Origin of the sequence: Arenibacter lacus, assembly GCF_008711145.1 — a bacterium.
Classification (GTDB): Bacteria; Bacteroidota; Bacteroidia; order Flavobacteriales; family Flavobacteriaceae; genus Arenibacter; species Arenibacter amylolyticus.
This window is the reverse complement of sequence record NZ_VVIN01000037.1, coordinates 22,479-35,922: the sequence shown is the minus strand read 5'-3', so window position 1 is coordinate 35,922 and position 13,444 is coordinate 22,479. Positions and strand designations below refer to the sequence as shown.

Sequence of the window (13,444 nt, the reverse complement as noted above, 5' to 3'; positions counted from 1 at the left end):
TGACCGTCCTCTTTTGTTCTTCTATCCTTGATGATGATGTCCCTATCGGTTGCTACGGCATTATCTATATAATTCACATAAGTCTCAATATTAAGACGCTCAATGGAATTGGATGTCATTTCTTTTTCTTGGGCAGCTATGATTCCTGCATTCAATAATATTAGTGCTAAACTTCCGGCTAAATTTTTCATAAGTAGATGATATTTCGAGGGTTATATTTTATTTCTTCTGCTAAATTAGTGAAGACACTGCGTTTAAATAATGCGTAAGAAAAATCTATAGTAAAATACATACTTTTACTAGTAGATAGGTGGAGTCTGCGAGTATCCTACTAATTAAGGGTAGATATTGCGTTTTTAGAAAGTATTTGCTTTAAATTTTCAACATTACTCCTATATGTTCTGGAAAAAGGCAAGTGTAGTTTATGGTGCTTTAAGGTGCATATTCCCTTGCCATAATTAATCCTGGATACAAAGCTGGTGTTAATGATATAGCTTTGGTGGATCCGGACAAAATTGGACGGTAGACTATTTTCAAAAGTCTTTAACGTTTTAAATGCGCTAATAGTACTTCCGTCTTGCATAAAAAAATCGGTGGCATTGTTATCCGCTTGTAAATACATTATTTCTGAAGTATTTAAATAGCGGTAATCCTTATAAGATTGAAGTAGCAAGGTTTTGGGTTGTGCCTCCTTAGGCATCCTCATCTTTAGCTTAAAGATTGTCTTTCTAATTTCAAATTCGTTGAATGGCAATAACCAATAATCATAGAAATGACTCTTTATTGCTTGGTAAGCATGCTTTTTTGAAGAGGCTAAGGCAATGAAAAGTGGAAAATCAATCAAATATTGATGTAACTCCACAATCATTTGGAAATACTGGGGTGCATTTTCATCTAAACGTACAAATACTATGTCTGGAGTTTGTTTAAGGATGGTATCCAGGCCGTCGTTATAATTTTTGGCCACCCCCTTGCACGTAAAATCATTGTACTCCTCCAAATAATGTTGTAGTTGTAAATTAGACTTCGCGTCCGAATCCAGAATGGTATAGGTGTATTCCATTGTTGGTTATTTTTACGCAAATTAAGAATCCCACCAGGCTTTAAATGATTTTAAACCTTAGAAAAACTAAGGTTTTGGTGTTTTCGATGAAATGCACCTTAAAAGTAAGTGTGTTCTTACCTGTATTGAAGGTTTATCTCTTTATAAAAACGATTCTTGGCTAATACTTACCAACGAATATTGAGGAGTTTCTTTTTCAACCTTAAATAGATTAAGGTTTTGCTTATGGGGAATGCTCAATTGTGCCGCTGGGGCAGCATTAGAATCGGTGAACTAGTGGAAAAATACATGTGATTGGCTGCTAAAACTTTTATCTTTTGGAGATTAAGAAGTTAGGGGGTTTAGGAGTTTTCATTAAGAGGGGAGGGCTTATGGATTTTGAACAAAAACACTCACAATTTCTGCAGCTATCCGCATAGGCTTAAAGGTTTTGGAATTTAATAGGCACCATTCCGTTTTGGCTTTTACCAGCAACTGATCGGTTTCTTTATGGAACATCTCAACCACACGAGTACTAATGGCGCCCCTACTTTTTTCTATATAGGTTTTTAGGACAATTTCATCATCGAGTTTTGCTGCATTCTTATAGGTAATATGATGGGTGAGTACTACCCAAACGGTTGTTTCCACCAGTTCTTTAGGTGCTTTGGCTTTCCAGTGTTCCTTGGCAATATCTTGCATCCATTGAACATACCTAACATTGTTCACATGTTCTAAGTCGTCCAAGTCGTCCTGTACTACCTTAAGGGTTTTTGTGTATACGCCCATTTTATTTTTTTAGAATGTTCACCTCAAATAATTTATCCCAGTTTTTACCGGTTATAAAAAATGTCTTTCTTTCTGGGTGATAGGCAATGCCGTTAAGGACATCTAGAGCTTGGTGTTGGGTAACCCGCTCTTTGAGTCCGCCAAAATTAACCACCCCTTCTATGGCGCCGCTTTGGGCATCTATGATCATTACACTTTCCTTTTGGTAAACATTGGCATAGATTTTACCATCTACGTATTCCAGTTCATTGGCCCTATTAAAAATGGAGGTGTTGGTCACAGTTTCAAAATAACCTTCCTCTGCCATGGTTTCGGGGTTTAGGAACCAAATTTTCTGGGTTCCGTCACTTTTAAATATTTTGTTGCCATCGTTACACAATCCCCAGCCTTCTTTGCTTTCATTGTATTTAAAGCTGCCAATCTTCTTAAACTGATGAAGGTCATAAATAAATCCAACTCCACTTTGCCAAGTAAGCTGAAATATTTTATTGTCCATAATGGTAATGCCTTCCCCAAAATATTGGTCTTCTAAGGCTATTTTTTGAAGCACTTTACCTGTTCTGTAATCTACTTTCCGTAAACTGGAATGCCCTTTCCTTCCGGTACTTTCGTAAAGCGTGTCCTTATAGAACTCTAGGCCTTGGGTGTAGGCGGAATTATCATGGGGGTATTCGTTGATTATTTCATAGGTGTAAATCTCAGGAGCGTTTTCTGCCAAAAGTTTTATGTCTTTGCTCACTGCTACATTTTTACCTTCATAACTGATATTGGCAGTAATGGTCTTGGCACCGAGTTGTGGTAGATCCAATTTTAATTTATTATCGGTAATGGCTACCTCGTCCTGATTGATATAGTAAGTGACTTGATCTATTTTCTTATTCTTTTTATTCTCTATGGAGATATGGACCTCTTGGTTTTTTTGAAAGGCTGTTTGATTCTCTTCCAATTGGATCTCAAAAAGTTTACTGGGATCAGTTTGGCCACCACATGCCATAAAGAATAGGGGAATTAGAAAAAGGAGATTTACTTTAAAAAAGTTCATTTTCACCAAATTTAGGTTATGAAATAAGTTTAATAAAAAAAATTATGCCGTTGTAGGGGGTAAAATCAAGTGGCACCTTTTTGTAGGCCACTCAGACTCAGTCCTTCATGTTTTGGTTTTTTAGGCCGCTTATTAAGGGCAAGTTATTTAATATAATTAAGATGGGAAAAAGGATTGTTTAAAATTTAAAACTTTGTATATTTGCACCGGCAAGTCCTACACGACCAGCTCCTGTAGAATCCCCCAGGGTGGGAACGCAGCAAGGGTATATGGTTGTAGCGGTGCGATGTAGGTAGCTTGCCATTTTTTGTGCCCTAAATTTAGATTTTAAGCCAAAAAGCACTTCTCTTTTTTCTTTCAAAATTCCGTCTCACTCTTCATTTATTCCTTAATTTGCGGACTTATTTACTATAGGAATGCAGCAAAAGGTTGTACTGGTGACAGGTGGTTCTTCTGGAATAGGTAAATCCATAGGGGTTTACTTAAAGTCCAAGGGGTTTAAAGTATATGGAACTACCCGGAATTTAGCCAAATACCCCCATTTTAATGATTTTGAACTTCTAGAACTCGATGTTAGGGAGCCAGACAGTATTAAACGCGCAATAGACCAGCTTATTAATAAGGAAGGTAGCGTAGATGTATTGGTGAACAATGCTGGGATTGGAATAACAGGTCCCATTGAGGAAACGCCACATGAGGAGATATTAAAAGCTTTTGATACCAATTTTAACGGTCCGCTACATGTCTCTAAGGCTGTTTTGCCATTTATGAGGAAGCAACATTCGGGGCTTGTAATTAATATTACTTCTATTGCGGGCTATATGGGGCTGCCTTATAGGGGAATTTATTCTGCCAGCAAGGGAGCGCTAGAATTGGTAACCGAGGCCTTGAGAATGGAAACCAAGGATTTTGGAATCCATTTTACCAATCTTGCTCCCGGAGATTTTGCTACCAATATTGCTGCAGGAAGATATCACGCACCGGTATTGGAGTCGTCACCTTATAAAAAGCCCTATGGAAACACCCTAAAAATGATGGACGAGCATGTAGATGCTGGGCAAGACCCTCTATTGGTTGCGCGGATGGTCCACAAAATAATTCAGACTAAAAATCCTAAGGTTCATTATACGGTTGGGGAGTTTATGCAGAAATTTTCCTTGTTTCTCAAAAAAATACTACCTGACAAAATGTATGAGAAACTGCTGATGAACCATTATAAATTGTAATTTTGCACAAGATTTACAGCTGTTCCATTTAATAAATGATGGCAGCATTAATAATTTAATAAAACAAGTATTATGAAGTTCTTTATTGACACGGCAAACTTAGCACAGATAAAAGAAGCCCAGGAATTGGGAGTTTTGGATGGTGTAACTACCAATCCATCCTTAATGGCCAAGGAAGGAATTACGGGGAAGGATAATATATTAAAGCACTATGTGGATATCTGTAATATAGTAGATGGTGATGTATCTGCTGAGGTAATCTCTACAGATTTTGAATCCATGATAAAGGAAGGTGAGGAATTGGCCGAATTACACGAACAGATTGTAGTTAAGGTTCCAATGATCAAAGATGGTATTAAAGCGATTAAGTATTTTTCTGATAAGGGAATTAGAACCAATTGTACATTGGTATTTTCTCCAGGTCAGGCATTGTTAGCTGCAAAGGCAGGAGCTGCATACGTTTCTCCATTTATTGGAAGATTGGATGACATTTCTACAGATGGTTTAAACCTGATTGCAGAAATCAGACATATCTATGATAACTATGCTTTTGAAACCGAAATTTTGGCCGCTTCCGTTAGGCATACTATGCATGTTATTGATTGTGCAAAAATTGGGGCCGATGTTATGACAGGACCTCTTTCTTCTATAGAAGGGTTGCTAAAGCACCCATTAACAGATAGCGGTTTGGCTAAATTCTTGGAAGATTACAAAAAAGGAAATTAATTTACCCGATAAAAGGTAAGTAATCTAGCCCCATAGCTTTGCTTATGGGGTTTTTTTATGCCTATAATTTAGCTTTTGCAAAGAGATAGTACGGTTTAGGAGTGTATATCTTAGAAAAGAAATCTAGGCAAGCTGTTAATTATAAAAAACTGGGGAAAAGGGATTGTAGTAAAACTTAGGAAGATCTTCTGCCTAGAGGTGTTTAAAAACTCCTATATAAATCGGCATATGCATCTACAATTCGTCCGTTTTTGGTAATAATGCCTTTGTTGAGACCACCGATAACCAACGTGTACTTAAGATTTTCAAAATCGTCCGTCCTGTATTGGGTGTCTAAATCCAGATCATAGGTAAAGAGCATGGCTTGCCATCGCTTCATCTCAGTATTGCAATTGATCCCTATAAAGGTGTATTCTGGGTGAAGGCTTCTAAGTTCATCTACTCTTCTAATGATATTTTTAAAATGTTGTTCCTGGGTCCCAGACCAAAAATAGAAAACAACATTCTTATTCTTTTCTGCTATTTCTTGAAGACTTATTAAATTTTCGCCATTATCAAAGACCATTACTTCTGGTAATTTGTTGTTCGGCTGCATGTTTTTCACGCCTTCGTATACAGCTTCTATTTCCGATATATGTTGGTTGTTGGAAGAATATTTCTGGAAATCCTTTATAAAGGCTTCTATGTTTTCTGTGGTATCGTGTATATTGATTAGATAATAGATGGCTACACTTCTAAAAAGGTTGTCGCGTAAATTTTTAGTTTTCACCAAATCGTTTATTACCGCTAATTTATGTTGGTTGAAATGTAATTTGTCGCCAATAATTTCCCGGTGACTCCCCTCGCAATCCTTGGCACATCCCATATAGGCTAGATTGTCTATGTGCGATTTTAGGTAGTTGTAATAATACCTGTGATAGGCAAGGCCGTCTAAATTGTAATCTAAGTTTTCTCTATACCCATAAAAATCATCGTCTAGCTCGGGGATAGATTTTTTACCGGACACCCTTCTATGCCAAAAGGGATATTTTTCTTTGTAGTTATAGTAGTTATAGTCAATACTGGCTTGGGCTAAAGCGATGGCATTATCCGATAGGGCTGCCTCTTTTTGCAATACATTTAAAGTAGAGGTCTTTATATTCCTCAGCGAATCTATTTTATTGGAAAAATCCATGGGATCTAGACGGGCGTAAGAATAAATAGTAGGAACTTCCTCCTCTGTACTCAGAAATAATTCTAGTAAAAAGTTATTGATTTCCTTGCCTCTTCCAGAGAAGATGAGGGATTCATCAAAGTTATTGGTGTTTAATCGCACTAATAAGCTGTCACCCTTTTCCAGGTATACATACTGTAATTCTGGGTGGTGATCAAAATGATATAGGCCTTCCACAACGGATTCCAACTCAATGGAAAACTTGTTTTCATCATTTAGTTTAGCAGAGTCTATAACGATTTCATCCTTGTAAAGCACCACGTATTCACTAGTGGGATTGATTATTTCACCGGCGAAAAATACATTTTGGGACTTTTTCACTTCTGTACTACAACCAACAAAAGCAAGTATAAAAGCGTAGAGTAAAGGTTTATTCATATTTGAATAGCAGCTTTATTGTTAACAAATCTAACAAACGGAATAGATACTGGCTGTTAATAGTGAGTTAAATATCTATCAGCCCTTGCAGAGTGGGGGATAATGCGGGAGCAATATACTTGGTTTGAAGGGGGAATTTTCGTTATTTTTGCACAAAATATAAAACTTCATTTATGCTATCAGTATCAAACTTATCCGTGCAATTTGGAAAACGGGTTCTATTTGACGACGTAAACGTTGCGTTTACCCAAGGCAATTGTTACGGTATTATTGGTGCCAATGGCGCAGGTAAATCCACTTTCTTAAGAATATTATCTGGCCAGATAGACCCTACTTCGGGACAAGTATATTTAGAGCCTGGAAAACGAATGTCCATTTTGGAACAGAACCACAACGCCTATGACGAGCATACGGTATTGGAAAGTGTGGTAATGGGAAATGCCCCTTTATTTAAAATTAAACAGGAAATAGATGCGCTCTATGCAGATTACAATGATGAGAATGCAGAGAGGATAGGAGAGCTACAGGTCCAGTTTGAAGAAATGGATGGATGGAATGCGGATAGCAATGCCGCAGCCCTACTTTCTAACTTAGGGATTACGGAAGACCTGCATTTTACTTCCATGGCAGACATGGATTCTAAATTGAAGGTTAGGGTATTGTTGGCCCAAGCTCTTTTTGGAAACCCGGATGTATTAATCATGGATGAGCCTACCAACGACCTCGATTATGAGACTATCAGTTGGTTGGAAAATTTCCTAGCCAATTATGACAATACCGTAATCGTGGTTTCTCACGACAGACACTTTTTGGACTCGGTATGTACCCATATTGGGGATATAGATTTTGGAAAACTCAACCTTTACTCGGGGAACTATACTTTCTGGTACGAAAGTAGTCAGTTAGCTGCCAGGCAAAGGGCTCAACAGAACAAAAAAGCAGAGGAGAAGGCAAAGGAACTGCAAGAGTTTATTAGACGTTTCAGTGCAAACGTTGCTAAGAGTAAGCAGGCTACGTCCAGGAAAAAGATGTTATCCAAGCTGAACGTCGAGGATATTAAGCCTTCAAGTAGGAGGTATCCAGCTATCATTTTTGAAAGAGAGCGGGAGGCAGGAGATCAAATATTGAATATAGAGAAGCTTTCCGCCACTTCTGAGGAGGGGGAGATTTTATTCCAAGATGTAAATATTAACCTAGCTAAAGGGGATAAGGTTGCTATTATCTCCAGAGATTCTAGAGCATCTACGGCATTCTATGAAATACTTAATGATAATCGTAAGGCGGATAGTGGTGAATTTCAATGGGGGGTAACCACTACCCATTCTTATTTGCCAGCAGATAACTCCGGTTTCTTTAACGACGACATTAATTTGGTGGATTGGTTAAGGCAATATGCTAAAACAGAGGAGGAAAGAGAGGAAGTAAGTATTAGAGGGTTTTTAGGGAAAATGCTCTTTAGTGGTGAGGAGGCCTTGAAAAAATGTACGGTCCTTTCCGGAGGAGAAAAGGTTAGGTGTATGCTTAGTAGGATGATGTTGATGAGAGCTAACGTGCTGATGCTAGACGAACCTACCAACCACTTGGACTTGGAGAGTATTACAACCTTCAACAATTCCTTGAAAAACTTTAAGGGGACTGTGTTATTGACTACTCATGACCACGAATTTGCACAAACTGTGGCAAATAGAATTATTGAATTAACTCCAAAAGGATGTATTGATCGCTATATGAGTTTTGAAGAGTACATGTCTGACAAGACCATAAAGGAACAGCGAGATAAAATGTATTCCGTTCCTGCCTAGGGTAGATAGAGTACTAGCGCGAATTATTCGTTTGGTATAAATTATAAAGTCGTTATTCCATTGTTTCCCAACTGTTTTTCGCTTAGAAATACAGGAGGGCGGAATAAAGACTTTTTTTTTTTTGACAGAATTATTAAAAATAAAAGGTAGAACAGATCCCTTGGCTGTGTGTTTTCTTTTAGTCGCTTTGGCGGATTTTGCTTAATAGATGAGCGCTATGTCTTTAAAAACCTGCTGTTCCATACTGCGGGGCTAAAGTTTTTGCCCTTTGCAAAAGCGTAATAGACCACCATTGCTACTACAGATTTAACCATAAAAAAGTAAATTATTAGGAATTGGGCCGTAGAGCTTGTTTTGGAAAAAAGTGCATGAGGTACTATCAGCGTAAGGAGGTAGCTAAGGAGAAGTATAAATACAAGAAGGTTTCCCATGCTTTTGTAAGGCCACATAAACGCTTTTCTAAATGGATGTAGATCGTTGCCCCATTTATGTATTAAGTAGTAGTAGTCGTTGTTTATAGGGACAAATAAAATGGGATCGTCCGGATCTTTTAATTTAAAGAGTCTGGAAGGAGCAAGAATTTTATACCCTTTCAATTCTAACCCGTGCTTCTTTTCTAAGCTTCTTATTTTGGAAAGGGCTTCTTGGGGAATTTCACCTTTAAAATATTGAGAATCCAAAAACCGAAGTCGATAGTCTATGGCAATTTTTTTAATATGACGAATGGAATAGATTTCCGATGTTTCCAATAGGTCAAAATTAAACTGATTGGAAGCAGTGGCCGATTTGGTGGCTAAATTTTCAGCGATTCTTGCCCGATCAGAATCTACCTTGCTTAAAATATCTTGTACCTCTTGTAGTATGGTATCAGAGGTAATATCCTTCTGCTTAGTGATAATAAGCTTTTTCTGAATATTGGTTTTTTGCAGCAACATATCTCTTTCATTTATCGCAATAATCATAAAGTTAATAAATTATGGTCTCATTGCATGGGAGAAAATCATAAATTCTGTGCTTTGTAACCTACTCATACCAAAATGGGAAGCGCCCTTTAGTAATGGTGATAAACCTAAAGTTATAGGTGTTCCTTTAAAGAATATTGCTGCTTTTTGGGGGTTGGTTCAAAAATAGAGTGCCTTTGGGCTATTGACTATTTTCTTCGGGAATGATGGGGTGGCGCGCTGTTGTGATGTAGGGTGCCAACTAGAATAAAAGAAGGGCAACAGTGATGAAAGTTTGCCAAGAACTTACCACTAGGTAAGGAGGAAGCTTTTTAGAATCGCTGTTGCCCTTTTAAAGATATTATAGGGGCTATCTTAGTTCGGCACCCAATTCTTCTTGGTATCGCTTGCGCAATTTATTCATAATGGCATCTATTTGCTTATCCGTTAAGGTGGCTTTCTCATTCCGTAATGTGTAGCTTACAGCATAGGATTTTTTTCCTTCTGGCAAGCTCTTGCCGGTATACACATCAAACAAGCTTACATTTTTTAATAGCTTTTTCTCCGTTTCCCGAGCAATATCATAAATTTGCTTAAAGGTCACATTGTTGTCTATCAGCAAGGCGTAATCTCGCTTTACCGCAGGGTATTTGGCAATTTCTTTGAATAGGATTGGTTTTCCTTGTCCCACTAACTCCAAAATGTAATCCCAATCAAAATCGGCATAAAGAACCTCTTCTTTAATATCGAAGGCGGTGGCTATGGATTTCTCTATCACCCCAAGTGATACTACTTCCTTACTGTCTACTTTTAGGCAGATACCTTCAGAAAATATGGTTCTGGTGGTGGGTTCGGATTCGTACTCGGGAAGTCCTAACCTGCTCAAGATATTTTTCACCATACCTTTTAGGAAGAAGAAATCTGATTTCTGGGTTGGAGCGGTCCAACTGTCTTCCATTCTGTTGCCTGTGATTACAAGGCTTAAATGCTTCTTTTCTGCCCTACTATCTGAAAGCTGATGGTAGGTCTTCCCAAATTCGAAGAATTTGAGATTGTGCATTTTTCTATTGGCATTATGTTCTACTGCCTCTAATCCTGAGAAGAGCATGGATTGTCTCATTACAGAGAGGTCTGTACTCAAGGGATTCAGCATCCTAATGGTCTGCTCTTCCTTAAGGTCCTCGGTTAATTTATGGTATTCCGGAGAGGTGAGACTATTGGATAGTAATTCGTTAAAGCCATTGGATGCCAATAGGTTACCAATAATGTTCTGAATTTTAAAGTCCTCAAACTTAGACGCTGGAGCCACGGAGGCATTCAGTTTCTCCGTAAATTCTACGTTGTTGTAACCATATACACGTAGTATTTCTTCTATGACATCCACTTCGCGCTGAACATCGACCCTGTAAAAAGGAATAGACAAGCCCAAACCGGATTCGGTTACGTTCTTTACTTTGATCTCTAGGGAGGCAAGGATAGACTTAATGGTATCTTTAGAAATTTCCTGTCCTACTAATTTATCAATTTTGTTAAACGTAAGAAATACGTGATAGTCGTCTTTTTTCTTGGGGTAAAAATCTGCAATATCCGAAGTAATATCCCCGCCTGCAATTTCCTGGATAAGTAAGGCAGCTCGCTTTAAGGCATATTCTACATTGTCAATATCAATACCCCTTTCAAACCTAAAGGAGGCATCGGTGTTAATACTGTGCCTTTTTGCGGATTTCCGTACACTTACGGGGTTAAAAAATGCACTTTCCAAGAAAATGCTGCTGGTAGCGTCTGTAACTCCCGAGTTTTCTCCACCTAAGACACCAGCAATACAAAGTGGTCTTTCTGTGTCGCAGATCATTAGATCTTCGTCGCTAAGGGTGCGTTCTATCCCATCTAAAGTGGTAAACTTAGTTCCTTTGGGCAGCGTTTTTACAACAATTTTATTGCCTTTAATTTTAGCGGTATCAAAGGCATGCAGCGGCTGTCCTAATTCGTGCAACACATAATTGGTGGCATCCACCACGTTGTTCTTTGGTGTAAGGCCAATGGCTTTCAACCTGTTTTGTAACCAATTTGGAGAGGGCTCCACAATAAGATTGCTAATGGTGATTCCGCAATATCTTGGGGCCAGCTCACTATTCTCTACCTCTACATCTATTTTAAGAGAGCGATTGGTAATATTGAAATTGGTTACCGGTGGGGTAATCAATTCTTTTTGGATGTTCATTTGCTTAAGTCCGGCCTTCAAATCCCTGGCAACCCCAAAATGACTCATGGCATCGGCCCGATTGGGGGTTAGGCCTATCTCGAAAACTTCGTCGTCTTCCACTTCAAAAACGTCGGAACAAGGTGTTCCTACCGCGAGGGTGTCTGGTAGTACAAGAATGCCATCATGGCCTTCTCCTAGACCAAGCTCGTCTTCTGCGCAGATCATCCCATGACTTTCTTCCCCTCTGATTTTTCCTTTTTTAATCTTCCAGGATTCCCCTTCCTTAGTATATAAGGTGGTTCCTATAGTGGCAACCGGTACTTTCTGTCCTACGGCAACGTTGGGGGCCCCGCAAACTATTTGTAAGGGCTTTTCCTGGCCAACGTCTACGGTGGTTATTTGTAGTTTATCTGCATTGGGATGCTTAACGCAGCTAAGCACTTCGCCTACTACTACTCCCTCTAATCCTCCCTTAATGGATTGGAAGGAAGAAATGCCTTCCACCTCTAAACCAAGGTCTGTTAATAATCCCGCTGTTTTTTGGGAATCCCAATCAATTTTTAGAAACTGTTTTAACCAGTTATAAGATATTTTCATTGCTTATTTTTACAGAGGTCAAATATAAAACAATGCCGCAAGACATTCAATAGGTAGCCTAGTATATTGTCTTTTTTTTATCCCTTTAACTGGAATCGCTCAACTCCCTAAAAATGGTAGATGGGGACCAATATAAAATTCACTGGAGTCCCCTAGTCATTTCTAGCATTGCTTGGTATATACTTTCATAGGTAAGTTGTAACTTTGTGCTACATAGATTTAACCTATTTATAAAATTACAAAAGTGTATAATTTCATTCGGATTACCCTAATTTTTTGCTTTACTGTGCTGTTGGTCTCTTGCGGAGAGCCTAGAACTAATCCCTTAAAGGAGGGAACTTGGCTGGCAGAACTCCAAACCCAAGATGATTACGATCTCCCTTTTAATTTTAAACTGTACCAAGATGAAAATGGGAAGGTCACCATGGAAGTGTACAATGCTGATGAAGTGATTTATGTGGATGAAATTACCTTGACTAAAGATTCTTTCCTGATAAAACTTCCTGTTTTTGAAGGTTACCTTAGCGGAACATATACCCCAAAATTGATGAAGGGTGTCTTTGCAATGGATAATTTGGAGAGAAAAGTACCCTTTAGAGCTACCTATGGGGTAGCAGAGCGTTTTAAGACCGGGGAAGAACCCAAGTACAATGTTTCTGGGGCTTGGGAAACAGTTTTTAATCCCAATACGGAAAAACAGTACATGGCCGAAGGAGTATTTAAACAGCTAGATGGTAGGGTTACTGGAACATTTAGGACCACTACTGGGGATTATAGATTTTTAGAGGGAGTACAGCAAGGCGACTCCTTAAAGCTATCTACTTTTAATGGTGCTCATGCCTATTTGTTTAAAGCCAAGGTCTCGGATAGCCTTATAGATGGAGTGTTTTACTCTGGGAATCATTTTCAGGCGCCTTTTTCGGCCAAAAGAAACGAAAACTTTCAGTTGCCCGAAGCCGATGGGCTTACCTATTTAAAGGAGGGGTATGATAAATTGGAATTTAGTTTCCCGGATGCGGATGGAAATATGGTATCCTTGGAAGATGAGCAGTTTAAAAACCAAGTGGTGGTAGTGCAAATAATGGGGACCTGGTGTCCTAACTGCTTGGATGAAACTAAGTTTTTGGTGGAGTATTTGGAAGAAAACAAAAGCAAAGACGTTAGTGTGGTAGCCCTAGCATTTGAATATGTGAAAACGCCGGAAGCTGCCTTTAAAGCCATCAATCGATTAAAGGATAGAATAGGGGTAGAGTACCCTATTTTGCTAGCCCAATATGCAAGTTCGGATAAATCCCTGGCGCAGGATAAGCTCCCCATGCTAAACCATATTCTATCATACCCAACTACCATTATTTTAGATAGAAAGGGAGCGGTTAGAAAAATACATACCGGATTTAATGGTCCGGCTACAGGAAATAATTATCTGAGCTTTAAAAAAGACTTTTACAGCTTTATAGATGAGTTATTGGCAGAGGAATAATGATA

11 protein-coding genes and 1 other RNA gene are annotated in these 13,444 nt (G+C 38.6%); 5 read left to right on the top strand and 7 right to left on the bottom strand.

Going from position 1 to position 13,444, the window contains the following annotated elements; all coding sequences use genetic code 11:
- The 4 genes from F1E73_RS11565 to F1E73_RS11550 form a co-directional block, all read right to left on the bottom strand.
- Positions 1-191 (bottom strand): hypothetical protein (locus tag F1E73_RS11565; protein ID WP_150451973.1); only part of this gene is annotated, 191 nt, incomplete at its 3' end.
- A gap of 140 nt (positions 192-331) precedes the next feature.
- Positions 332-1,063 (bottom strand): LytR/AlgR family response regulator transcription factor, encoded by a 732-nt coding sequence (locus F1E73_RS11560; RefSeq protein ID WP_150451972.1) that lies wholly within the window; start codon positions 1,061-1,063, stop codon positions 332-334.
- A gap of 369 nt (positions 1,064-1,432) precedes the next feature.
- Complete coding sequence (locus F1E73_RS11555; protein WP_150451971.1) at positions 1,433-1,831, bottom strand: acyl-CoA thioesterase; 399 nt, start codon at positions 1,829-1,831, stop codon at positions 1,433-1,435.
- 1 nt (position 1,832) lies between these two features.
- Positions 1,833-2,873, bottom strand: a complete 1,041-nt coding sequence (locus F1E73_RS11550) for a glutaminyl-peptide cyclotransferase (protein ID WP_150451970.1) — start codon at positions 2,871-2,873, stop codon at positions 1,833-1,835.
- 207 nt (positions 2,874-3,080) lie between these two features.
- On the opposite strand from F1E73_RS11550, the gene ffs reads away from it, so the two are divergent.
- The 3 genes from ffs (at position 3,081) to fsa (ending at position 4,825) form a co-directional block, all read left to right on the top strand.
- An RNA gene (gene ffs, locus F1E73_RS11545) (signal recognition particle sRNA small type) lies at positions 3,081-3,179 on the top strand.
- Between the two features lie 110 nt (positions 3,180-3,289).
- Positions 3,290-4,099, top strand: a complete 810-nt coding sequence (locus F1E73_RS11540; protein WP_150451969.1) for an SDR family oxidoreductase — start codon at positions 3,290-3,292, stop codon at positions 4,097-4,099.
- A 72-nt stretch (positions 4,100-4,171) separates the two neighbouring features.
- Entirely contained in the window at positions 4,172-4,825 is a 654-nt protein-coding gene (fsa, locus tag F1E73_RS11535) for a fructose-6-phosphate aldolase (protein ID WP_150451968.1), read from the top strand.
- A 202-nt stretch (positions 4,826-5,027) separates the two neighbouring features.
- Here the strand turns inward: fsa and F1E73_RS11530 are convergent, their stop codons facing one another.
- Positions 5,028-6,416, bottom strand: a complete 1,389-nt coding sequence (locus F1E73_RS11530; protein WP_086476484.1) for a transaldolase — start codon at positions 6,414-6,416, stop codon at positions 5,028-5,030.
- Between the two features lie 173 nt (positions 6,417-6,589).
- Here F1E73_RS11530 and F1E73_RS11525 point away from each other — a divergent pair, with 173 nt between their 5' ends.
- A complete protein-coding gene (locus F1E73_RS11525; protein WP_150451967.1) occupies positions 6,590-8,218 on the top strand; it encodes an ABC-F family ATP-binding cassette domain-containing protein in 1,629 nt (542 codons plus the stop codon).
- Positions 8,219-8,433: 215 nt separating this feature from the next.
- On the opposite strand, the gene F1E73_RS11520 is transcribed toward F1E73_RS11525, so the two are convergent.
- The gene (locus F1E73_RS11520; RefSeq protein ID WP_223883416.1) at positions 8,434-9,180 is read right to left on the bottom strand and encodes a hypothetical protein; all 747 of its coding nucleotides are present in this window, start codon (positions 9,178-9,180) and stop codon (positions 8,434-8,436) included.
- 349 nt (positions 9,181-9,529) lie between these two features.
- Positions 9,530-11,959: a phenylalanine--tRNA ligase subunit beta gene (gene pheT / locus F1E73_RS11515; RefSeq protein ID WP_086476488.1), complete on the bottom strand. Its 2,430-nt coding sequence runs from the start codon at positions 11,957-11,959 to the stop codon at positions 9,530-9,532.
- 244 nt (positions 11,960-12,203) lie between these two features.
- Here pheT and F1E73_RS11510 point away from each other — a divergent pair, with 244 nt between their 5' ends.
- Positions 12,204-13,439: a peroxiredoxin family protein gene (locus tag F1E73_RS11510; RefSeq protein WP_223883415.1), complete on the top strand. Its 1,236-nt coding sequence runs from the start codon at positions 12,204-12,206 to the stop codon at positions 13,437-13,439.
- The last annotated feature ends 5 nt before the right edge of the window (positions 13,440-13,444 follow it).